This is a genomic window from Nocardia sp. NPDC006044 (assembly GCF_042871115.1).
Classification (GTDB): Bacteria; Actinomycetota; Actinomycetes; order Mycobacteriales; family Mycobacteriaceae; genus Nocardia.
The window spans coordinates 2677712-2703505 of the sequence record NZ_JBIAID010000001.1 but is presented as its reverse complement, the minus strand read 5'-3'; the positions used below and the strand labels follow the sequence as shown (position 1 = coordinate 2703505).

Below are 25794 nucleotides of genomic sequence, written 5' to 3'. Positions count from 1 at the left end.
CCCTGTGCGACGCGAAGTCCGAGTTTGTCGGTGCGGGGCGGGCCTGTCAACCTGGTCGGGTCTATGTCTCGGTCACCTCCCGATCGTTGTCGCGGAGCAGCGTGTTCAGGATCGGGCCGATGGCGCGGGCCGCGGTCGGGTTCATCATGCCGGTGTGCCATTCGTCGACCGGGAATTCGTGGATGGTTCCGGTGATGTGGCCGTTCCAGGTTGCGGCGAGTTGGTCTCGGTAGGACTCGCGGGCGGCGATGAACAGGGTGGCGTCGCCGGTGAAATGGGGTGGGGTGTGCGGGACGGGGGTCATGAAGCTTTCGGTTACTCGTTCGACCTGTTGCGGGGTGAGGATGCCTTCGCTGCTGAGGCGCTCGGCGATCAGCGGGAACAGTTCGGCTGGGTTGTCGACGTGCTGGACGTCGGTCAGGCCGAGGAAATCGCGCCAGCCGCGGAGGAACTCGGTCAGGGCACGGCGAGAGTGGGCGTCGTCGGGCTCGGCGCCGGGGAGCTGTTCGAGGTTCTCCGCGATGCCGGTGTCGACCAGGGCGAGCAGGCCGACCGGGTGGCCGAGCTGTTGGAGCCGGGCGGCCATGGCGTGGGCGATCTTTCCGCCCAGCGACCAGCCGAGGAGGTGATAGGTGGTGTCGGGGAAGGCTTTCCGGATTTCCGCGACGTAGCGCTCGGCGTACGCGTCCACCGACGCCATCCGCGGGCCGTCCTCGACGATGTAGGGGTCCTGCAGACCGTAGACGGGGCGATCCGGGTCCAGATGGCCCGCGAGCGCGCCGTAAACCCAGGCGAGGCCGCCGCCGGGATGGACGCAGAACAACGGAGCTTTGGCACCCGCCGAACGCAGGGGCGACAGCACGCCGAGGGACACGCCCAACTCGGATGGCTTCTCCAGATATCGCGCGAGCGCGGCCGGGGTCGAGTCGGAGAAGAGCAGTCGGTAGGGCACTGCCGTCCCGATCCGCGCACGCAGGTGAGCCACCAATTTCATTGCGACGACCGAGGTTCCGCCCAGGGTGAAGAAGTCGTCGTCGACGCCCACCCGCGCTACTTCCAGCACCTCCGCGAACACCGTGACCACGATTTCCTCGAGCGGAGTCGACGGCGCCCGATACGTGGTAACCGCCCACTCCGGCGCAGGCAGCGCACGGCGATCGACCTTTCCGTTCACGGTGAGCGGCAGCGCGTCGAGCACGGTGACGGTGTCGGGGACCAGGTAGGACGGCAGTCGTTGCGCGACCGCCCGCCGGATCGCTGCCGAATCAGGGCGGTGCCCCGGCACGGCGGTGACGTAGGCGGCCGATCGCGCGGCGGAACCAGCGCCGTGCACGGTGACCACCGCCTGCCGCACCTCGGCCAAACCGGCCAGCGCCGTTTCGATTTCGCCGAGTTCCACGCGCTGCCCGCGAATCTTGACCTGGAAATCGGTGCGGCCCACGAACATCAGCACCGCCTCGTCGCCATCGGCCAGCCACCGCACCAGGTCTCCGGTGCGGTACATCCGCGACCCCGGCGCCCCGAAGGGATCGGCCACGAAGGTCGTCGCGGACAACCCGGCCCGGTTGAGATACCCGCGCGCCACCCCGGGCCCGGCCGCGTACAACTCACCGACCGTCCCGGCCGGCACCGGCCGCAGCGACGAATCCAGCACCACCAGCCGAACTCCGGGAATCGGACCGCCCACCGACACCGGATCGCCGACGTCCAACCGCGTGCCGGTCATCCAGATCGTGCACTCACTCGGCCCGTACAGGTTGTGCAGCCTGCGGATACCGGCGGCGTCCGTGCCCGACCACCGGCGCACCAACTCCGGCGGACAGGCCTCGGCGCCGGTGAGGAGTACCCGCAGATCGTCGAGCCCGTCCGGATCGACCGAGAGGGCGACCGCCGGTGACAGGAACGCGTGGGTGATGCGCTCACCACGCATCAACTCCGCCAGCGGTTCCCCGGCGAAGACATCGTCCGGGGCAACGACCAAGGCCGCCCCGGCCGGTACCGCCAGCAGCAGCTCCAGCATCGCCGCGTCGAAAGTGCTTGCGGCAACGGCCAATACACGCGAGTCGTGGGTCAGCTGATAGCGCGAATGCTGAACGGTGGCGACGGCCGCCAACCCCGCATGGGTGACAACCACGCCCTTCGGCGTGCCGGTCGACCCCGAGGTGTAGACGACATAGGCGGTATTGGCCGGTCGCACCGGCTCGCCTTCGTCACCGACCGGCGCCGCGCCGCACCGAGAAAGGTCGAGCCGGTCCAGGTCGATCACCCGAATTCCAGCACGGTCCAGTCCGGCATCTGAATCCGTTACCAGCGAGGCGATTTCACCGCCGGTGAGCACAACGCCGGCAGCACAATCTTCGATGATGAACCGATTGCGTTCGACCGGATGAGCGGGATCGACGGACACGAACGCGGCACCGGCCTTGGCAACCGCCCACACAGCGCGCACCCATGCCGCCGACCGTGGAATCGCAATCGCCACAACGGATTCCCGCCCGACACCGGACTCGATCAGCAGTCGCGCACAGCGATTCGACCACTCATCCAACTCCCGATACGTCCACGCGCGCCCGCCTTCGACGACCGCGGCCCGGTCCCCGTGCTCGGCGGCTGCGCGACTCAGCAGCTCGGCCAGGGTGACCCGATCCGGCCCCGCACCACCATCGCCCCACTCCGACAACAACAGTCGCTCACTCGAATCGAGCACCTCGATGTCCCGCAATCCTACCGCGGGATCGGCGACCACGACATCGAGGGTTCGCCGCAACCGCCCGGCCAGCGCCACGATCGTCCCCTGATCGAAAAGATCGAGGGCATAGCTCATCCCGACCAGCAGACCGCCGTCCGCCGCCGGGGCGTCGGACACGGTGACGGTGAGATCGAATCGTTCCATTCCGCTACCGAGATCCATTGGCGTGCACCGAATCCCCGGCAACTGCGCGTCCGCCGGAACCAAGTCGAGGTGCTGGAACGCCAGCATCACCTGGAACAGCGGATGCTGCGCCTGACTGCGGGGCGGATCGACCACTTCCACCACCCGCTCGAACGGCAGATCGGCATGCGCGAACGCCGCCAGATCCACCCGGCGGCACTCGTCCAGCAGTTCGCCGAACGAGGCGGCGTCATCGACCCGGGTGCGCAGCACCAACGTGTTGACGAACATGCCGACCAGCCCGTCCAATGCCGCGGCCCCGCGCCCCGCGATCGGTGTGCCGACCGCGATATCACCGCTCCCCGACAACCGCGCCAGCACCACCGCCAAAGCCGCATGCATCACCATGAACACGGTCGCGTGCCGCGCACGCGCGATACGGGACAATCCAGCCGCCGTATTCGCTTCCACCGCAAACGAATACGTGCCACCGCGGTGGGTAGCGACGGCGGGCCGCGCCCGGTCGGCAGGCAACTCCAGCCGATCCGGCAAGCCCGCCAACTGCCCGGTCCAATACCCGGCCTGCCGCGCCGAGTTGCTCTCCGGATCGGACTCCGCCCCCAGCACCGCACGCTGCCACAGCGTGTAGTCGGCGTACTGCACCGGCAACGGAACCCATTCCGGCGCCCGCCCCGCCCGCCGCGCCGAATACGCCAGCGACAAGTCCCGCGCCAACGGCGCCAGGGACCAACCGTCCGCCGCGATGTGATGCAGGACCAGCACGAGGATGTACTCACCGGACCCGGTGTCCAGCAGGGTGACCCGCAACGGCGGCGCGGTCGACAGATCGAACCCACGCCGGATCAGCGGCAGCACCGCCTGCTCGAGCCCGGCAGCCTCGACGGTCCGCACCTCGACCGTGGTACCGGCCTCGGTCACCGGCAGGATCCGCTGGTACGGACTTCCGTCCCGGTCCGGGAAGACCGTGCGCAGGGTTTCGTGTCGCTCCACCAGATCACCGATGGCAGCGGTCATCACCTCGATATCCAGATCGCCGGTCAACCGCAGCACGAGCGGGATGTGGTAGGCCGGTGAGTCCGGTTCGAGCCGGTTGATGAACCACATCCGCCACTGCGCGAACGACAACGGCAGATACTCCGGTCGCTCGCGAACCACCAACTTCGACCACACGCCGCCCGCGGTCGACCGCTCGGTGAGCACCCGCCCCAGCTGGGCCGCAGTCGGCGCGTCGAACACATCGCGCACGCCCACCTCGGCGCCCGCCATCGCGGACACCCGGGACGCCACCCGCGTCGCCGACAGCGAATGCCCGCCCAGCGTGAAGAAGTCGTCATCGACCCCGACCCGGTCCACGCCGAGCACCTCGGCGAACACCGAGACCACGATCTCCTCGAACGGCGTCGACGCGGCCCGATACGGCACCGCCAGCCACTCCGGGGCGGGCAACGCGCGCCGATCCACCTTGCCGCTGGAGGTCAGCGGCAGTTGCGCCAGCACCGTGACGGTGTCGGGCACCATGAACGACGGCAGTCGCCGCGCGATGGCTTGCCGGACGGTCACGGGTTCGGGCAGGCGCCCGGCTGCCGCGGTGATGTAGGCGGCCAATCGCACTGTCCCACCGGACTCTTCGTCGGCGTACGGGACGACCACCGCGTCCCGCACCTCCTCCAGCTGTGCCAACGTGGTCTCGATCTCGCCGAGTTCGAGGCGCTGGGCGCGGATCTTGACCTGACGATCGGCGCGGCCGGCGAACATCAACGCCGGACGCGCACCCTTGGTCCACCGCACCAGGTCTCCCGTGCGATACATCCGCGACCCGGCCGGTCCGAACGGATCGGCGACGAACGATCCGGCGGTCAACCCCGCCCGGCCGAGATATCCGCGCGCCACACCGGGTCCCGCGGTGTACAACTCCCCCACCACGCCCGCGGGCACCGGGCGCAACCAAGCGTCCAGCACCGCCAGCCGGACGCCCGGGATCGGACCACCCAGCGAAACCGGTTCATCCACAGCCAATTCGGACGCGGTGACCCAGATCGTGGCCTCGCTCGGCCCGTACAGGTTGTGCAGGCTGCGAACGCCGGCGGCATCGGACCATTGCCGCACCAGTGCGGGCGGGCACGCCTCACCGGCGACCATCAACACCCGCAGGTCGTTCAGCCGCCCGGCATCCAACGTGGCCGCGACGGCGGGAGTCGAACACGCATGCGTGACGCCTTCGGCCCGCACCAACTCCGTCAGCTGTTCACCCGCGAAAACATCGCGGCCCGCGACGACCAACGCGGCACCCACCGACACGCCCGCCAGCAGCTCGAACACCGCCGCATCGAAAGTTCTTGCGGCAACCACCAATACGCGGGAATCGACATCGAGACCGAACTGCTCACATTGCGCCGCGGTGACTGCTGACAACCCCTCGCCGCTGACCGCGACGCCCTTCGGTTTGCCGGTCGTCCCGGAGGTGTACACGACGTAGGCGGTATTGCTCGACCGCACGACACCGCGTCGATCATCGTCGGTGACCGGTGCGTCGCTGTACTCGAGCAGATCGAGCCGGTCCGGATCGATTACCGAGACCCCGGCAGCGTGCAACTCCGCCGTATCCAATCCGGTTGTGCCGTCGAACCTTCCGTCGGCGAGCAGCACGCTCGCGGCGACATCGGTGAGGACGAACCGGTTCCGCTCCCACAGGTGCGCCGGATCGACAGACACGAACGCGGCACCGGATTTCGCGACCGCCCACACCGCCCGCACCCAACCCGCCGAGCGCGCAAGCCCGATCGCCACCACCGTCTCCGGACCGGCGCCCCGCTCGATCAGCATCCGTGCGCATCGATTCGACCAGCGATCCAGTTCCCGATAGGTCAGTCGATGATCCGCGTCGACGACGGCGAGCCGATCCGGGAACTCCGCCGCCACCGCGGAGAACTTCGCGTGCAACGGGACAGGAGCCGGAGCGGCGCCCCCAGCGCCCCACTCCCGCAGCGACTTCCGCTCATCCGCGCCGAGCAGATCCAGCCCATGCAATCCGACCTCGGGATCGGCCACCGCCGCGAGCAGGACGCGCGCCAGCCGATCGGCCAGCTCCGCGACCGTCGAGCGATCGAACAGGTCCGTGGCGTAGCCGATGGTGACCGGGATATCGCCGTTCGAGTCCGGAAGGTCGGCGACGGTGATGGACAGATCGAATCGTTCGACGCCGGCACCGAGGTTCATCGGCGTGACCCGGATCCCGGGCAACCGCGCGGAGTCCGGATCCAGGTCGAGGTTCTGGAAGGCCAGCATCACCTGGAACAGCGGATGATGCGCTTGGGTCCGGGGCAGGTCGATGGCCTCCACCACGCGCTCGAACGGAATATCGGCATTGGCGAAGGCATCGAGATCCACCTGCCGGACCTGGCCGAGCAGATCGGTGAACGAACCCGCCTCGTCGATCCGCGTGCGCAACACCAGCGTGTTGACGAACATGCCGACCAATTCGTCCAAGGCCGCCGCACCACGCCCCGCGATCGGCGTGCCGACCGCGATATCGTCTGCGCCGGACAGCCGCGACAGCAACAGTGCGACCGCCGAGTGCACGACCATGAACACCGTCGCCCCCGCGGTATTCGCCAGCTCACCCATCCTGGCGAACAATGCGGCATTCAGCACGAACGAATAGCTGTCGCCGGCTTGCGTGGCGACCACCGGCCGCGGCCGATCGGCAGGCAACTCCAGCCGATCCGGCAGGCCCGTCAAATGCGTTGTCCAATAAGCGAGCTGACGCGACAACGTCGACTCCGGATCGGACTCCACGCCCAGCGCCGCGCGCTGCCACAGCGTGTAGTCCGCGTACTGCACCGGCAGCGGAACCCATTGCGGCGCTTGCCCGGACCGGCGGGCCGCGTAGGCGGTCGACAGGTCCCGCGCGAGCGGTGCGATAGACCACCCGTCTGCGGCGATGTGATGAATCACCATCGACAGCACGAACTCACCGGAACCGCGGTCCAGCACTGTGACTCGCATCGGAACGTCCGTCGCCAGGTCGAATACGTGCCGGGTCGATGCGAGCACGGCTGCATCGAACTCTGCCGGTGCCACCGACCGCACTTCGACGGTTACCGAGGCTCGGTCGGCGGGCAACACCTGCTGGAACGGCGTCCCGTCCGAGTCGGGATATACCGTGCGCAAGCTCTCGTGCCGGGCCACTACATCGCCGATCGCGGCGACCAGTGCCCCGGTGTCCAGCTCGCCGGTCAACCGCAGCACCAGCGGAATGGTGTACGCCGCTGCCGCACCGTGGAATTGGTTGACGAACCACATGCGCAGCTGAGCGAACGACAAGGGCACCCGGTCGGGCCGCTCCTGGACGACCAGCGCCGGCTGCGTCGAACCGGGGTTTCCGGCAGCCAGCACCCCCGCCAACCGCGCGGGCGTCGGCGCCTCGAACACCTCACGCACGCCGATCCGGACACCCGCCAGGGCGGACAGCCGCGACGTCAGGCGCATCGCCGACAGCGAATGCCCGCCCAGCGCAAAGAAATCGTCGTCCGCGCCGACCCGGTCGACCCCGAGCAGCTCGGCGAACGCCTCTGCCACCAGCTGCTCGGCCGGCGTGGACGGCGCGCGATAGGCCCGGGCGAGCTGCTCCGGCTCCGGCAAAGCGGCACGATCCAATTTGCCGCTCACGGTCAGCGGCAGCTCGGGCAGCACCGAGCACGCATCGGGAACCATGTGCGCGGGCAACCGATGCCGGGCCGCGGCCAGCACCTGCCCCGGGTCGAGGTCGGTGCCGACGAGGTAGCCGATCAGGCGATCGGATTGCGGGTGATGCACCACGACGGCCCGGGTCACCCCGGCCTGATCGTCGAGCACCGCCTCGATCTCTCCCAGCTCGACCCGTTGCCCGCGAACCTTCACCTGGAAGTCGTTGCGTCCCACAAACTCCAGTCCGCCATGCGCGTTCCAGCACACCAGATCGCCGGTCCGATACAGACGAGAACCGCTGAGCCCGAACGGATTCGCCACGAAGGACGCCGCCGTCAGCCCCGGCCGGTTCGAGTAGCCGCGCGCCTGCTGGATGCCACCGAGATACAGCTCACCGCGCACACCGGCCGGCACCGGCCGCAAAAGCCCGTCCAAGACGACGGCTTCCACGCCACGGATCGGCCCGCCGAGGGTCACCGGCGCGGCGGGATCCATGGCGTCACTGAGAGTGGTGACGATGACCGTCTCGGTCGGCCCGTACGCGACGTACAGTTCCCGATCCGGTGCCCACGCCGCCACCAATTCCGCGGGTACCCGCTCGCCGCCGGTGACGAGCACCCGCAGCGAAGCCAGCCCGTCCGGCGACATGGTCGCCAGCACGCTTGTCGTGATGAACGCATGCGAAACCCGGTGCTGTCGAATAATTTCCGCGAGGGACGCACCGCCGAAGATGTCCGGCGGCGAGATGACCAGCGCGGCCCCGTTCGGGTGCGCCATCAGCAGTTCCATCATCACCGCGTCGAAGCCCGGCGCCGACACGGCCAAGATCCGGGAACTCGTGTCCACGCGGTAGCGCTCGCGCTGCTCGGCGGTGAAGTTCGCCAAGCCGGAGTGGGAGACCACGACCCCCTTCGGGGTGCCGGTGGACCCGGAGGTATAGATCACGTAGGCCGCGTGCTCCGGCCGGAGCGGGCGGACCCGGACCGCGTCGGTGACCGCGGTCGCGGGGAACTCCGCAAGGCGCGCAGGCAGATCCGGCCCGTCGAGCAGCAACCGCTCGATCGTGTCCGGCACCGTGGCCACCGTGTCCGCCACCGACAAGGCAAGGCGCACAGCGGAATCGCCGATCATGGCGACGACCCGGTCCAGCGGATGGCGCGGGTCGATCGGCACGAAAGCCGCGCCGGATTTGGTCACCGCCCACAGTCCGACGAGGAGCTCGATACCCCGGGGCATTGCCAGCGCGACCGCGTCGCCCGGTCCGATACCGCGGCCGATCAGCAAGCGCGCCAACCGGTTCGAATAGCCGTCCAGCTCACCGAAACTCAGCGTCACCGCGCCCGACACCGCCGCGGGCGCCGCCGGATCGATGGCGGCTCCCGCGACGAGCAGGTCCGCCAGCGGCCGCGGCGGCTCCGCCGCACGCCCCCGGACGGGTACCAGCCGAGCCCGCTCGGCCGGGGACAACAGGTCGATCGACTCCGCCGGGACCGACGGATCGGTGGTCATCGCGTCCAGCACGCGCGCGAGCCGATCGGCACAGTCCCGCACCCACTCGTGCGCGAATACGCTTGGCTGATACTGCAACTGAGCCCGGAACGGCTCGCCCTTGACGACCACCAACGCCAGGGGATAGTGCGCGGAGTCGTTGGAACGCAGCTCCTGCACGCTCATGCCATCGATCGCCGCCGCCTGGGCCGCGAGGGCCGCTTCGTCGACGGGGTAGGACTCGAACACCAGAGCCGTGTCGAACATGGCCGAAACATCCAGCGCGGCATGGATATCGGACAGACCGATGTGGTGATAGCCCAGCAATTCCGACTGTTCCGCCTGAACTCGGCGCAGCACGGCGGCGATCGGCTCGCCGGGGTGCTGGCGGACCCGTACCGGGATGGTGTTGATGAACAGGCCGACCGCGGACTCGATGCCGGGCAGATCCGCGGGCCGTCCGGATACCGTCGCACCGAATACGACATCGCCGCGCCCGGTCAGATACCCCACGACAATCGCCCACGCCACCTGGAACAGCGTGTTCACCGTGACACCGGTGGACGACGCGCACGCGACCGATCGCTCGGAGAGCAGGCGGTCGAAATCGATGGCGACGGAATCCATTCGCTCTGCCGAGACCTGAGTCGCGCCCTGCGGCGCCAGCAGCGTCGCCTCGGCGCCGGCGAGCGCGTGCCGCCACGCCTGCAACGACTCTGCCGGATCCTGACGGCCCAGCCACTCGAGGTAGGACCGATACGAACCCGCCGGCTCCGCGAGCGCCGCCTCCGGCGCCGCGTACACCGCGAGCAGCGTGTGCAGCAGCCATGGCATGGACCAGCCGTCGAAGAGCACATGGTGGTACGAGAGCAGCAGCGTGAACCGGCCCTCCGCCACCGTGATCAGGGTGAAACGCATCAGCGGCGCCGTCTCGAGGTCGAACGGCTCGGCCTTGTCCCGCGCCATCACCTCCGCGAGCGCGGATTCGGGCTCGGCACGCAGGTCGACCTCCCGCCACGGCAGCACCACGCGATCGGCGACGATCTGCACGCCTTCGCCCTCCGCGTTCGCGGTGAACGCCACCCGCAGGTTCGGATACCGCGCCAGCAGGAACTCGGCCGCGTGGCGCAGACGTCCGGCGTCTACCGCCCCGGACAGGGTGATGGCGAGTTGCACCGCGTACACGTCGACCATGGACTCGGCCAGCCGGGCATGGAACAGGAGCCCGGTCTGCAAGGGCGACAACGGCCATACGTCCACCAGGCCCGGGTAACGCGCCTCCCAGACCTCGATGTCGGATTGCGTCGCGCGCACCAGCGGGAAATCGGAGGGCGTGTGCCCGCCGGAACGCGGGTGGCGCAGCCGGGCGGCGACGGCGTGCAGCGCGTCGACCCAGAACTGGGCCAGCTCGTCGACCTCCGCCGCGTCGAGCACGGCGTCGCGGTAGCCGAAAGTGGCGGACAAGCGCCCGTCGGTGACGGCGGCCGTGATGTCGACCACCGCCGTGGCCATGACATGCAGGTCCTCGTCCGCCATCGGAGCACCGAGTTCATCGGTGACGACGAACTCCGATACCGTTGTCCCGCTGGATGATCGGTTCGGCGACAGCTGACCGAGGTAGTTGAAGGCGATCTGCGCGGGCAGCGCGGCGGGCAATGCCTGAGCGGTCTCCGGATTGAGGTAGCGCAGCAGTCCGTAGCCGATACCGTGGTCGGGGATCGCGCGCAAATGCTCCTTCGTGCTCTTAACCACCGATTCGATCGCCGGACCGCCGGCGTAGGCGTCATCGAGATCGACTCCGGCCAACTGGATTCGGACCGGATACACCGTCGTGAACCAGCCGACGGTCGCGGTCAGGTCCGCGCCGGGCAGGGCTTGTTCTTCGCGTCCGTGCCCTTCCAAGCGCAGCAGCGTGGACGATTCCGGCACTCCCCTACCGGCGCGCCAGCGCTGCACGGCCATGGCCAGCGCGGCAACCAGTGCGTCCTGTACGTCACCGTGGACGGCCGCGGGTACCCGAGTCAGCAGGGCCTCCGTGATCTCCGGCGAAACCTGCACTCGCCGTATGCGCATCGAGTCCGCGGCATCGCGGCCCGGCGTACGCGAGCCGAGCATCGGGTCCGGTCCGTCGACAATCCCCTGCCACAGCGGCAGTTCCGCCACCCGCTGCGGCGACCGCGCCGCCTCGACCAGGCCGTGCGCCCACCGCCGCACCGAGGTCCCCACCGGCGGCATCGAGACCACACCAGCGGCGCGATACTGCTGCCACGCCGAGACCAGGTCGGGCAGCATGATCCGCCACGAAACACCGTCCACCACAAGGTGATGCGCGATGACGATCAGCTGACCGGTCTGCCTCGGGTCGACCGGGCAGAACCAGAGCACCTGCAAGACAACGCCGTTGGCCGGATCCAGCCGGCTCAGAGCCGCATCGACCTCCGCCGTCACGCGGCGTTGGCGTTGCTCCGGAGCGAGATCCGGGCCGAGCACGACCGGATGTATCAGCGACTCGACGTCCAACAGCCCGCTCGGCCGCGTCTCCAGGCGCCAGTCCCGCCCGTCGTGCCACAGCCGGGCGCGCAGCATGTCGTGCCGGTCGATCAACGCGGTCAGGATCGCGGTCAAGCCGGCCTGATCCAATCCGGCCGGCGCGGTGAGCACCAGGGTTTGGTTGAACCGCTCGAACTCGCCTCGCTCCACCATCCACCGGACGATCGGGGTGAGCGGCAGCGCGCCGACGCCACCACCGGGCAACTCCGCCAGAACCGTTGCGGGGTCGACGGATTCGGCCACGCGCGACAGCGCGGCGACCGTCCGGGCCTCGAATACCTGCCGTGGCGTGAACACCACCCCGCGGTCCTTCGCGCGCGCGACCAGCTGGATCGAGACGATGCTGTCGCCGCCCAGGGCGAAGAAGTCATCGTCGGCGCCGACCTGGTCGAGTCCGAGGACCTGCGCGAACACCTCGGCCACGACCTCCTCGGCGGCGGTGGCGGGCGCCCGGTACATCGTGGTCGGCCACTCCGGTACGGGCAGCGCTCGCCGGTCCACCTTCCCGCTCGGGGTCAGCGGCAGCTCGTCGAGGACGGTGAAGAGGTCGGGGACCATGTACGACGGCAGTCGCCGCGCCGCGGCCTCGCGCAGGGCAACCGGGTCTGGATGACGGCCCGGCGCGGGGGTGAGGTAGGCGGCCAGCCCCACGGAGTCGCCGTTGGCGACCTGGGTGACGACGACGCGGCGTACTTCGTCGAGTTCGGCCAGCACGGCCTCGATTTCGCCGAGTTCCAGGCGCTGGCCGCGAATCTTGATCTGGGCGTCGGCGCGTCCGACGACCACCAATGCGCCGCTACCGGGCAGCCGGCGCACCAGATCGCCGGTCCGGTACATGCGGGATCCGGCGGGCCCGAACGGGTCGGCCACGAACGCCGCCGAGGTCGTGCCGACGCGGTTGAGGTAGCCGCGGGCCACGCCGGGACCGGACACGTACAGCTCGCCGACGACACCCGGCGGCACCACGTTGAGCCAGGCGTCCAAGACCATCGAGCGGATCCCGGGAATCGGGTTGCCGATCGAAACCGGCTCGCCGGGCACCAATTTCGCGCCGGTCACCCAGATCGTGGCCTCGCTGGGGCCGTACAGGTTGTACACGCCCCGGATTCCGGCGCTGTCGCTCGCCGACCAGTGCCGCACCAGCGCGGGCGGACACGCCTCGCCGACCGCCATGAGCACGCGCAGGCCATCGAGGCGCCGGGCATCGAGCGAGGCTGCGACGGCCGGAGTCAAAACCGCGTGAGTCACATCCTCGGCGCGCATCAGCTCGGCCAACGGCGACCCCGCGAACACATCGTCGGGAGCGATGATCAGCGCGGCGCCCACCGGTACCGCGAGCAGCAGCTCGAAGACCGCCGCATCGAAAGTGCGTGCGGCGACCGCCAATACCCGCGACCCGGAATCGGTCCGGAGGTCTCGGTGCTGCGCCGCGGTGACCGCGGCGAGCCCGGCATGGGCGACCGCCACCCCCTTCGGCGTGCCGGTCGACCCCGAGGTGTAGACGATGTAGGCGGTGTTGTCCGGATAGATCGAACCGAGCCGATCGGCATCCGCGAGCGGGGCGGCGTTCCATCCGGACGGATCGAACGCGTCCAGATCGAGCACGACGATGCCGGGTGCGTCCCACTCCCCGCCGTCATCGACGGTGAGCAGTACCGCCGCCGCACAGTCCGCGAGAATCGCGCCATTCCGCTCCCTCGGCTGTGCGGGATCGAGGGAGACGAATGCGGCACCGGTCTTCGTGACCGACCACACCGCCCGTATCCAGGCCACGGACCGGGAAACGGCGATCGCCACCACCGTTTCCGGACCGGCGCCGTGTTCGATCAGCGCCCGCGCACAGCAATTCGACCACTCGTCGAGCTCCCGATACGCCCAGGTCTGCCCGGCGTCCACGATCGCGGGCCGCGTCGCGAATTCCACTGCGGCGCTGGCGAATATCTCGTCCAGCCGGCGCGGCTGCGGGCCGGCTCCGCCATCGCCGCACCGGCGCAACACCATTCGCTCGTCGGGCGTGAGCAAATCCAGACCATGCAGGGGCCGTTGCGGATCGGCCACCACGGCCCGCACGGTGTGCTGTAGGCGGGTCGCGAACGCGGCCATCGTCGGCGGATCGAACAGGTCGAGCGCGAAGCCGATGGTGATCGGCACCTCGGCGGTCGCGCTGTCCGGGATGTCGGCGACGGTAATGGTGAGATCGAAGCGTTCGACCCCGATGTCGAGGCTCTTCAGCGGCTCGACCGCGAGCCCGGGCAACTGCGCCAGCGCCGGGTCCAGATCGAGGTTCTGGAAGGCGAGCAGCACCTGGAACAGCGGGTGATACGCCTGGCTGCGGGGTGGGTCGATGGCCTCGACGACGCGTTCGAACGGTATGTCGGCGTGCGCGAACGCGGCCAGGTCGACCTGGCGGCAGTGGTCGAGCAGGTCGGCGAACGAACCGGCCGCGTCGATCCGGGTGCGCAGGACGAGGGTGTTCACGAACATGCCGATCACGCCGTCCAGCGCCGACGCGCCGCGACCCGCGATCGGCGTACCCACCGCGACGTCGGCGCTGCCGGACAGGCGCGAGAGCAGCGTCGCCAACGCGGCGTGCACCACCATGAACACGGTTACCCGATGGGCGCGCGCCACGGCGCTCAGTCCGGCCACTGTCGCGGCATCCAGGGTGAACGTATGAGTGCCGCCGCGCTGCGACGCAACCACCGGTCGCGGCCGGTCGGCAGGCAACTCCAGCCGATCCGGCAGCCCGGCCAAATGTGCTGTCCAATAGGCGAGTTGACGCGCTGCCAGGCTGTCCGGATCGGATTCCGCGCCGAGCACCTCGCGCTGCCACAAGGTGTAATCGGCGTACTGCACCGGCAACGGCGCCCATTCCGGCGCCCGTCCCGCCCGGCGCGCGGCATAGGCCAGTGACAGGTCACGCACCAGCGGCGCGATCGACCATCCGTCGGCGACGATGTGATGCAGCACCACGACCAGCAGATGATCGTCGGATCCGCTGTGCAGCAGCGCGACTCGCCAGGGTGGTTGCGCGGACACGTCGAATCCCTGTCGCACGATGCTCGTGACCCGGTGCGTGAGGTCGACCGGATCGACGGTCTCCCTCGCGACCGCGCCCGCGACCGGCAGGATCCGCTGGCTGGGTATTCCCCGCTCGTCCGGGAATATCGTGCGCAAGCTCTCGTGCCGGGCCGCGACATCCCCCACCGCGGCGGACAGTGCCGCCGAATCCAGGCGCCCGCGCAGCCGCAGCACCATGGCGATGTTGTACGCGGGTGAGCCCGGCTCGAACCGGTTGATGAACCACATTCGAGATTGCGCGTACGACAACGGTATTCGCGCGGGGCGCACCCGTGGCGCCAGCTCCACGCTCGGTTGTCGCGCGGTCTCGGTGGACCGCAGCGCCAGCACTCCGGCCAATCGGGCGGCAGTGGGCGCGTCGAACACGTCGCGTACTTCGACCGTGATTCCGGTGGCCGTCGCCACGCGGGACGCCACCCGCGTCGCCGAGAGCGAATGCCCGCCCAGCTCGAAGAAGTTGTCGTCGGCACCGACTCGATCGGTGCCGAGCACCTCCGCGAAGACCGAGACGACGGCCTGTTCCCACGGGGTCGACGGGGCGCGATAGGTCGAGGTGGTCAGTTGCGGGGCGGGCAGGGCGCGGCGGTCCACCTTGCCGCTGGGCAGCAGGGGCAGTTCGTCGAGGATGACGATGGCGGCCGGAATCATGAACTCGGGCAATCGTTCTGCCGCGAATTCGCGAATCCGGGCCACCAGGTCGGCGATGCCGGGATCGTTCACGTAGGCGCCCAGTGAACCCAGCGGTCCGGCGCTCAGGTAGACGTCGTCGAACACCGCGGTCTCGTCGGTATCGCGGAGCAGGAGCGCGTCCATCCGGCCGGCCACGGGCGACCAGGTGACCGCGACCGAGAAGCCCAATTCCGCACCGAGCGAGCGAATCTCGTGCGGCAACACGGCCGCGTCCGGATCGCGCAGGTCGAGGTCGGCCACCCGTGCGTGCTCGGCAGCCGCGTCGATGACTCGACCGGCCGCGACGTCCGAAACGGTTCCGGCCTGGGGTATTCCGATGATTCGCAGGCCGTCCGGCCGCTCGGCAACCAGCTGGGCGCGCAGTCCGCGCAGGTCGCCGAACTCGGACCAGGCCCGCTGCGGCAGTCCGGCGAGCGAGCGAACCTGTGCCGGGGATTTACGCAGCACCACGTCGTACCGATATCGCGTCAATTCGTTGTCGACCGGCGCGTACTTCAACTCGATATCCACCGCGGCCACATCGGCGTATTTGTCCCGCACCGCGACGAAGAACTCCGGAGCGACCAGCAATTCCTGCTCGGCGATCAGCGCGCGACGCGCGCGTTCCCGCACCGCCGCCACCGTATCCTCGGCTCCGCCGCCGGCCAGCTGTGTGCCGGTGGCGAACTCGCGCAGCAGCGTCAGATTGCGGATATCGCCGAGGAAGAACGCGCCGCCGGGCAGCAACAGTCCCATGACCTTGTCGATCACGTCGATCAGATAGGCGGCGTTCGGGAAGTACTGCGCGACCGAATTCACCACCACCACATCGAATCGGTCCGCCGGCAGTCCCGAGATATCGTCGGCGGACTGCACCCGCAAACGCACCCGATCCGCCCAGTCGACCGCCGATTCGATCAGTCGCGAGCGGAGATTCCCGATGGTCGCCGCCGAGAAATCGGTGCACCAGTATTCGACGCACCGCGGTGCCAGTCGCGACATCAGCAGGCCCGATCCGACACCGATCTCCAGCACCCGGGTCGGTCGCAGCTCGAGAATCCGGTCCACGACCGCGTCCCGCCATGCCCGCATCTGCTCGACCGGAATCGGCTCTCCGGTGTAGCTGCTGTTCCAGCCGCCGAAGTCGGCGTCCAGCGCCATGGGCTCGGTGAATTCCCGGCCGTCGCCGAGGTAGCTCTCCCTGCCCGCGTACAGGTTGTCGTAGACCTGTCGCCAATGGTCGACCAGGTCGGCGGACCGGTCGCTGTCGTCGGCGACGGTCGTGTCGCGATCGCGGACGACATAGGCGACCAATTGCTTGTCGACCACGGCGTCGGCGGTCTCGCGGGCGACGACCACCGCGCGCGACACCGCCGGATGCGCCACCAGCGCCGCCTCGACCTCGCCGGGCTCGATCCGGTAGCCGCGCACCTTGACCTGGTCGTCGGCCCGGCCCGCGAATTCGAGCACGCCGTCGCGGGTCCACCGCACCACGTCGCCGGTCCGGTACATCCGCTCGGCGACACCGAACGGGCAGGCGACGAATCGTTGCGCGGTCAGCTGGAGCCGCCCCGCATAGCCGCGCGCCACTTGCGTTCCGGCCACATACAATTCGCCCGCCACACCCGCCGGTACCGGGCGCAGCCGCGAATCCAGAACGAATACCCGCACATTCGCCACCGGTGCGCCGATCGGCACCCGCTGATCCGTATTCCATGGTCGCGAACCGAGGATCTCGTAAGTCGAGACGCAGACCGTGTTCTCGGTCGGCCCATAGGCATTGGCGATATCGACGCCGGGCCAGCGGTCCCGGAATCGGGCTACCGCGGCCGAGCTCAAGGCGTCGCCGCCGGTGACTACCTGACGTACGGGATCGGCGTCGAGCCCGGGTTCCGCGGTCGCGAGCAGTTCGAAGAGCGCGGTGGCCACGAACATCGTGGTGACGCGATGCCGGGTTACCGTGCGCATCAGCGCGGCGAGGTCGAGCCGATCGGGGGGTGCGATCACGATCGTCGATCCGGACAGCACGGCAGGCCACAATTCGTAGGCGGACGCGTCGAAGGCCATCGACGAATGCACCAACACCCGCTCGCCGGGCCCGCCGGGCCAGCCGTATTTCGCCATATTCATGACGCCGCGGTGTTCGACCACGACACCCTTCGGATGCCCGGTCGAACCCGACGTGTAGATCACATACGCCGCGTCGGCCGGCGACAAGACCGGCGAACCGAATGACTCATCGGTGCCGAAATCCGTGATATCGACCCATATCGACGCCCGGCCGTCCAGCGGCAGACCCGCGCCGACAGACACCGTCGTCACCACGAGCAGCGGATCCGCGTCGCGGAGAATGAACTCGATCCGGCTGCTCGGATAGTCCGGATCGATCGGCAAGTACGCGCCACCGGCAACCACCACCGCCAATATCGCGGCCACCAGATCCACCGACCGCGGCAACGCCACCGCCACCACAGCACCCCGGCCGACCCCGCGATCCGCCAGCGTCCGCGCCAGAACACGCACGCGCACAGCCAATTCCGCGTACGTGATGTCGCCGTCCGCGTGCGCGACGGCGACCGCGTCCGGGGTGGCCGCCACCTGCCGAGCGAACAGGCGCGCGAGCGACGACTCCTCGGGGAGCGGCGCAGCGGTGTCGTTCCAGATGCGGAGCACCCGGTCACGTTCCTCGGGCGTGAGGACGTCCAACCGGCCGAGCGGCATTTCAGGATCCGTGCTGACCGTTTCCAACAGCCGCAGGTAGCGCTCGGCGAGGTCGACCACGGTGGTTCGATCGAACAGATCTGTGGCGTATTCGATTCGGCCCGACAGCGCGGGCGGCGCGGCATCGCCGGCCGGACTCATCCGTTCGACCACGTCCACGTGCAGGTCGAATTTGGCGGTGCCGGTGATCGCCGGAACGATCTCGACCTCCAACTCGGGCAGGTGCAGATCCGGCAGCAGGTTGTTCTGCAAGGCGAACGACACCTGGAACAGTGAGTGGTACGCCGGCGAACGGGCCGGTTGCAGCAACTCGACCAGTCGTTCGAAGGGCGCGTCCTGATTCTCGTAGGCGGTCAACGCCTTTCGGCGCACCTGGTCGAGCACCTCCGCGAAACGCGGGTTGCCGGACAGATCCACCCGCAGCACCCAGGTGTTGACGAAGAAGCCGATCAGATCGTGGGTCGCCGCTTGGGTTCGTCCGGCGACCGGGCCGCCGATCGAGATGTCCTCGCCCGCACCGACCTGTGCGAGCAATACGGCGAGCGCCGACTGCAACAGCATCGACACGGTCACCTGGCGGTCGTGGGCGAGTCGATACAGCGCCGCGCACAGCGCGGGCTCGAACGCGAACTCGATCACGTCGCCGCGGTTACTGGCCGTCGGCGGGCGCGGGCGGTCCGTGGGCAGCGTGATCGGCTGCGGGACGTCCGCGAGTTCGTCTGCCCAATAACGGAATTGGGTGGCCAAAATGCTGTCCGGATCGGACTCGACGCCCAGGGTCGCGTGCTGCCACAGCGTGAAGTCGGCGTATTGCACCGGCAACGGCGCGAATCCCGGCGCCCGGCCCTGCCTGCGTGCGGCGTACGCGGCCGAGAGGTCGCGCACAAACGGTGCGATAGACCAGCCGTCCGCGGCGATGTGGTGCAGCACCAGCACCAGGGTGTGGTCGTTGAACCCGTTGCACAACAACGTTACTCGCAGCGGCGGCTCGGTCGAGACATCGAAGCCGCGCCGGACCAGGCCGGTCAGATCGCCGGGATCGGCCGTCTCGATCGTTGCCCCCGCCAGGTCGGCCGGCTGGATCCGCTGGTAGGGCACCCCGTCCGCATCCGGGAAGACGGTGCGCAGGCTTTCGTGCCGCGCCACCACATCATTCAACGCCGCGGACAGCGCCTCGCGATCCAACGGGCCGCGCAGCCGCAGCACCATCGGGATGTTGTAGGCGGGTGAGTCCGGTTCGAATCGGTTGATGAACCAGAGCCGAGACTGGGCGAACGACAACGGCATCCGCTCGGGTCGTTCCTGAACCGTCAGCTCCGGCCGCGCCGGGCGCCGGCCGGCACCGCGCTCGGCGAGCGCATGGGCCAACCGGGCGGGTGTGGGGGTCTCGAAGACGTCCCGCACGCCGACCTCGATGCCCAGCATCGCGGTCAGCCGCGAAGCCACCCGCATCGCCGACAGCGAATGTCCGCCCAAGGCAAAGAAGTCCGCGTCGACTCCGACGCGGTCCACGCCCAGCACCTCGGCGAACGCGGCGACGACCATGTCCTCGGCCGGCGTCGACGCGGCGCGATCACCCGCAATGGCGAAGACCGGCGCGGGCAACGCGCGTCGATCCACCTTGCCGTTCGGGGTCAACGGCAGCCGGCCGAGGACGACAATGGCCGACGGAACCATATACTCCGGCAGCCGATCGGCCACGAAGCGCCGGATCTCGTCGACGAGAACAGTCTCTTCCCGCGACTCGCCGGCGCGATCGAGCACTACGTAGCCGATCAGCCGCTTGTCCACCATGCCCGCCGAATCGGCTGTCGGAGAACCGATCTCACGCGCTGTCACCACCGACTGGGAAACCAGCGGATGCGCGGTCAAGACGCTCTCGACCTCGCCGGGCTCGATCCGGTATCCGCGGATTTTGACCTGTTCGTCGGCGCGCGTGACGAATTCCAGCACGCCGCCGCGGGTCCATCGCACCACGTCGCCGGTGCGGTACATGCGCTCTCCGGCGCCGAACGGAGAGGCCGGGAACCGTTCCGCGGTGCGCCCCGGCCGATTCCGATACCCGCGCGCCAGTTGCACTCCGGCCACATACAATTCGCCCGCCACGCCTGCCGGTACCGGGCGCAAGCGCGAATCCAGCACGTACACGCGCATGTTCCCGACAGGGGCGCCGATCGGCACGCTTCCCCCGCCCGTCCACTCCGGGGTATCGGGAATTTCGTACGCGGAGACGCATACCGTGTTCTCGGTCGGCCCATAGGCGTTGACCACCTCGATGCCCGGCCAACGGTCGTGGAAGCGGGTGACGGCGACCGTTCGCAATGCGTCACCGGCGGTCACTACTCGCCGGATCGAATCGAGTCGCAGCTCCGGGCCCGAGCTGGCCAGGATCTCGAACAGCGGGGTCGTCACGTACAGGTCGGTGATTCGATGCCGGGCTATGACCCGGCTCAGTTCCGCGACGTCCGTTCGACCGGGAGGTGCGATGGCGATCGCCGACCCGGCGAGCAACGCGGGCCACAACTCGTAGGCGGACGCGTCGAAGGCCATCGACGAGTGCAACAACACCTGTTCGCCGGGACCGCCGGGCCAGCCGTACTCGGCCATATTCACCACGCCGCGATGTTCGACCACCACACCCTTCGGATGCCCGGTCGAACCCGACGTGTAGATCACATACGCCGCGTCGGCCGGCGACAGCACCGGCAAGTCACCGAGCGAATCATTCTCGAAGGCAGCGACATCCAGGCACAACGATGCCCGATCACCCAACGGCAGCACCGCACCGGCGGACCCGGTCGTCAACACCAGCGACGGGTCGGCATCGGCAAGAATGAACTCGATCCGGCTGCTCGGGTAGTCCGGATCGATCGGCAGGTACGCGCCACCGGCGACCACCACCGCCAATACCGCGGTCACCAGGTCCATCGATCGCGGCATCGCCACCGCCACCACAGCACCCCGGCCGACTCCGCGATTCACCAGCACGCGCGCCAGCACATCGACCCGCGCGGCCAGATCCGCGTAGGTGAGCTCCTCGTCGCCGAACCGCAGTGCGACCGCGTTCGGCGCCGAATCCACGCGGGTACGGAATGCTTCGACGATCGTGGTTTCCGTCAGTGCGGTCCCCGGCCGCGAATTCCATTGCGTCAGTATTTGTTCGCGCTCCTGGTCGGCCAGGAGGTCGAGGTCGGCGATCGCTTCCGCCGGGTCCGCGCTCACCGCGCGCAGGACACGGAGGTAGCGGTCGGCGATGCCGATGACGGTCGTTCGGTCGAACAGGTCGGTGGCGTATTCGATCCGGCCGGCCAGCACCGCGGGAGTATGCGCGCTGCCCGCCGTCTCGATCAGGTCGAAATGCAGATCTGTCTTGGCGGTTCCGGTGGCGAAGGCGACGAATTCGGCGGTGAGGCCGGGCAGTTCGAGCACGGGCAGGCCATCACTCTGCAACTCCAGCGAGACCTGGAACAGCGGGTTGTAGGCCGTCGACCTGGCCGGGTTGATCAGTTCGACCAGGCGCTCGAACGGTGCGTCCTGATTCTCGTAGGCGGTCAACGCCTTTCGGCGCACCTGATCGAGCACCTCCGCGAAACGCGGGTTGCCGGACAGATCCACCCGCAACACCCAGGTGTTGACGAAGAACCCGACCAGTTCACCCAGGGCCTCGTCGGTGCGCCCGGCGACCGGACCGCCGATCGAGACATCCTGGCCCGCGCCCAGCCGCGACAGCAGCACCATGAGCGCCGCCTGCAAGACCATCGACGCGCTGACCCTGTGCTCCCGGGCGAGCCGGTACAGCGCTTCGCGCAGCGGCGCGTCGACGGTGAATTCGACGACGTCGCCGCGGTTGCTCACCAGCGGTGGGCGGGGGCGATCGGCGGGCAGCGTTATCGGTTGTGGCGCGTCGGCCAATTCCTCTGTCCAGTAACGACATTGAGCCGCGAGCACACTCCCGGCGTCGGACTCCGCGCCCAGCAGTTCACGCTGCCACAGTGCGTAGTCCAGGTATTGCGCCGGCAGCGGACTCCAGTCCGGCTCCTGTCCCGCCAGCCGGGCCGCGTAGGCCGTCGACAGATCGCGCAGCAACGGCGCCATCGACATGCCGTCCGCGGCGATGTGGTGCAGGACCATCGCCAAGACGTAGTCGGCCGGGCCGCAGCGAAACACGCTGGCGCGCAGCGGCATATCGACGCGAAGGTCGAAGCCGCGGCGCACCCGCTGAACCACCGCATCGTGCACGCCCGCCGGATCGACGGCGGTCTGCTCGAGCACCGGGGCGCCCGGCACGACCTCCTGATACGGCACTCCGTCCACTTCGGGGTAGCGGGTTCGCAGCGCTTCATGGCGTGCGACAACCGCGCCGAGGGCCGCGGTCAACGCCTCGATATCCAGCGATCCGGCCAGCCGGAAGACCAGCGGGATGTTGTAGGTCGGTGATTGCGGCTCGAATCGGTTGATGAACCACATGCGTAACTGCGCGAACGACAACGGGATTCGCGCGGGGCGCTCCCGGACGATCAGCCTCGGCCGGACCGGACCGGCCGTGCGCGCGGTGAGCACCCGGGCGACGCCGGCCGCGGTGGGAGCATCGAAGATGTCGCGTACGCCGACCGTGCGGCCGGTCACCTCGGTGACGCGCGCGGCCACCCGCGTCGCCGAGATCGAATGCCCGCCGCGCGCGAAGAAGTCGTCGTCTACGCCGACCCGGTCGGTGCCCAGCGCTTCGGCAAACGCCACGGCGACAAGCTCTTCGAAGGGTGACGAGGCGGCTCGGTACGGTGCGACCGGTCGTTGCGGTACCGGCAGCGCACGGCGGTCCACCTTTCCGGTCGCGGTCATCGGCAATTCGTCCAGCACCGTGACGGTTTCGGGAACCATGTACGACGGCAGTCGTCGCGCCGCGGCCTGCTTGATCGTGGTCGCGTCGATGGCGCGTCCCGGCGTGGCGGTGAGGTAGGCGGCCACCCAGACCTCGCCGGTCTGCCCGCCCGCGGTGGTGACGATCGCCTGCTGTACCTCGTCCAGGCCGGCCAGGGTGGATTCGATCTCGCCGAGTTCGAGGCGCTGACCGCGGATCTTGATCTGGGAATCGGTGCGGCCGACGAAGATCAGCGTCGCTTCCCCGCCGCGGGATTCCCAGCGCACCACGTCGCCGGTGCGGTACATCCGCGCACCGGCGGGGCCGTGCGGGTCGGCCACGAACGATGCCGCGCTGAGCCCGGCCCGGCCGAGGTATCCGCGAGCCAGCCCGGCGCCGGACACGTACAACTCCCCCGCCACGCCGACGGGCGCCGGCCGCAGCCACGAATCCAGAACGGCCAGACGGACTCCCGGAATCGGGCGGCCCAGCGACACGGTGTCGTCCGGTCGCAGCGCCGCACTGGTGACCCAGATCGTGGTCTCGCTCGGCCCGTACAGGTTGTACAACAGGCGACCGCCGGTGGCCCACTGCCGCACCAGCGCGGGCGGGCACGCTTCGCCGGCGACCATCAGCACGCGCAGGTCATCGAGTTTCCGCGCGTCGAGGGTGGCCGCGACTGCCGGAGTCAAACACGCATGTGTCACACTTTCGGCACGCATCAACTCCGTCAGCGCGTCACCGGCGAAAGCGTCGCGGGCCGCGACGATCAGCGCCGCCCCGACCGGTACGGCGGCCAGCAGTTCGAAGACCGCCGCGTCGAAAGTCCTTGCCGCAACGGCCAGCACACGGGAGTCGCGGTCGAGTCGATACTGCCGGGCGAGGGTGTCCGACACTCCGGAGAGTCCGGCGTGGGTGACGGCAACGCCTTTCGGCGTGCCTGTGGAGCCCGAGGTATACACGATGTAGGCGGTATTGCCGGTCCGCACCGCGCCGTGTCGATCCGCGTCGGTGATCGCGGCACAATTGTGGTCGCACAGTTCGAGTCGATCGATATCGAGAACCTGCACGCTATCCGAATCTGCTGTGCTGGTTGCGGTTTCACCAACGGTAAGCAGGAGTTCAGCCCGGCAATCGGTAAGGATGAACCGATTCCGTTCGACCGGATGGGTGGGATCGAGGGTCACGAACGCGGCGCCGGTCTTGGCGACTGCCCACACCGCACGCACCCACGCGGCGGAGCGGGAAATCGCGATCGCCACCGTGGTTTGCGGGCCCGCGCCGCAATCGATCAACGCCCGCGCGCACCGATTCGACCAATCGTCCAACTCCCGGTACGTCCATGCGTGGGCGACGTCGCGAACCGCGAGTCGATCCGGCTGCGCCGTCGCGGCCCGCGACAGCAGATCGGGCAGCGTGACCTGCGCGGGTCCCGGACCGCCGGCCGCCGACTCCAGCAGCATCCGGCGCTCGTCGGGCCCGAGCAACTCCACGGAGCGCGTTCGGGTCTCGGCGTCGGTGAGCACGCTGTGCAGGAAGCTGTCGAGGAACTGTGCGAACCGTCGATGGTGGTCTGCGACCTGATCGGAGGTGTACACGCTCGGGTTGGCGAAGAAATCGACCCGGGTGCTCTCGCCACCGACGGCCGGATAGACGTTCACCGAGAGATCCGGGACCAAACCCGGGGTCAGCACCTGCAACCGGCCGGTGAGGTCGCCAAGGACGATCTTCGTATCGAGGATCATCAGGTCGACCATCGGCCCGGCGGCTCGCGGGAGGTACTGGGCAGCAACCGATTCCGCGTCCTCCAGCATGTCCTCGTGCCGATAGCGCTGGCCGCGCAGCACGGCCATCAGCGTGCGCTGGGTTTCCTCCAGCAGCGATCCGACGGTGCGCTCGGGTGGCACGGAGATCCGGAACGGCACGATGTTGGCGGTCATCCCGCCGGAGCGACTCATGGAGGCCGTGACCCGCGCCGACACCGGCAGGCTCAGCACCACGTCGTCGGCGCCGGTCATGCGCGCCAGGTACAGGCCGAACGCCGCGAGCAGGAAGACCGACGGGCCGACCGAGCGCGTCGCCACGGCGGTGCGCAGCGCGTTGTCGGTGTCGGCGGACAGCAGCGCGCTCACCGCGAGGGGATGCTCCTCGGCGAGCGCGACCCGATCGGTCAGGGTGACCGGCTCGGGAAGTTCGGCGACATACTTCGACCAGAACACCCGATCGTCGTCGAAGCGTTGCGAGGCGCGATACTGCTCGTCCGCGGCGACGATCTCGCTCAGCGATCGAATCGATTGCGCGGCAGGTTCTTTGCCCGCAAGCGAAGCGGTATAGAGCTGTGCGCTGCGGGTGAGGATGTTCAGCGCGGCGATGCCGTCCAGCACGATGTGGTGGGCGCGCAGGTACCAGAACCACCGCCGCTCGGCGACCCGCACGAGCGCGCCCCGCACCACCGGGCCGTGCCGCAGGTCGATGGGCGCGCGGTAGTCACCGCGCATCCAATCCTGCGCCGCGGCAACCGGATCGGGCGCCGACCGGCAATCCAGTTGCCGCACGGGGCCATCGGCGGTGTCGCCGACCACCTGCCGCAGTTCTCCGTCCACCTCGAACAGCCGCATGCGGCTGACCTCGAACTCGTCGAGGGCTCGCTCGAACGAACCGATCAGCCGCGCGGTGTCCAGATCGCCCGCGAGTTCCACGTACAGCGCGTTCGATACCGGTGTGGCACCGGCCAACTGCTGCAACAACTGAATCGCACGCTGCGCCGCGGTCAGCGGATAGGTAGCTGGATGACCGTCGCGGGCATGCAGGGGTGAACGATGGTCGGGCATCCCGCCTCCTGAAGATC

Annotated in this window: 1 protein-coding gene; it reads right to left on the bottom strand. The window is 69.0% G+C overall.

Features of this window, described 5'->3' with window-relative positions:
• Positions 1 to 61: 61 nt before the first annotated feature.
• Positions 62 to 25777 carry a non-ribosomal peptide synthase/polyketide synthase gene (locus ACFYO1_RS12535; RefSeq protein ID WP_387229930.1) on the bottom strand — a complete coding sequence of 8572 codons (25716 nt, stop codon included), beginning with the start codon at positions 25775 to 25777 and terminating at the stop codon, positions 62 to 64.
• Positions 25778 to 25794: the final 17 nt, after the last annotated feature.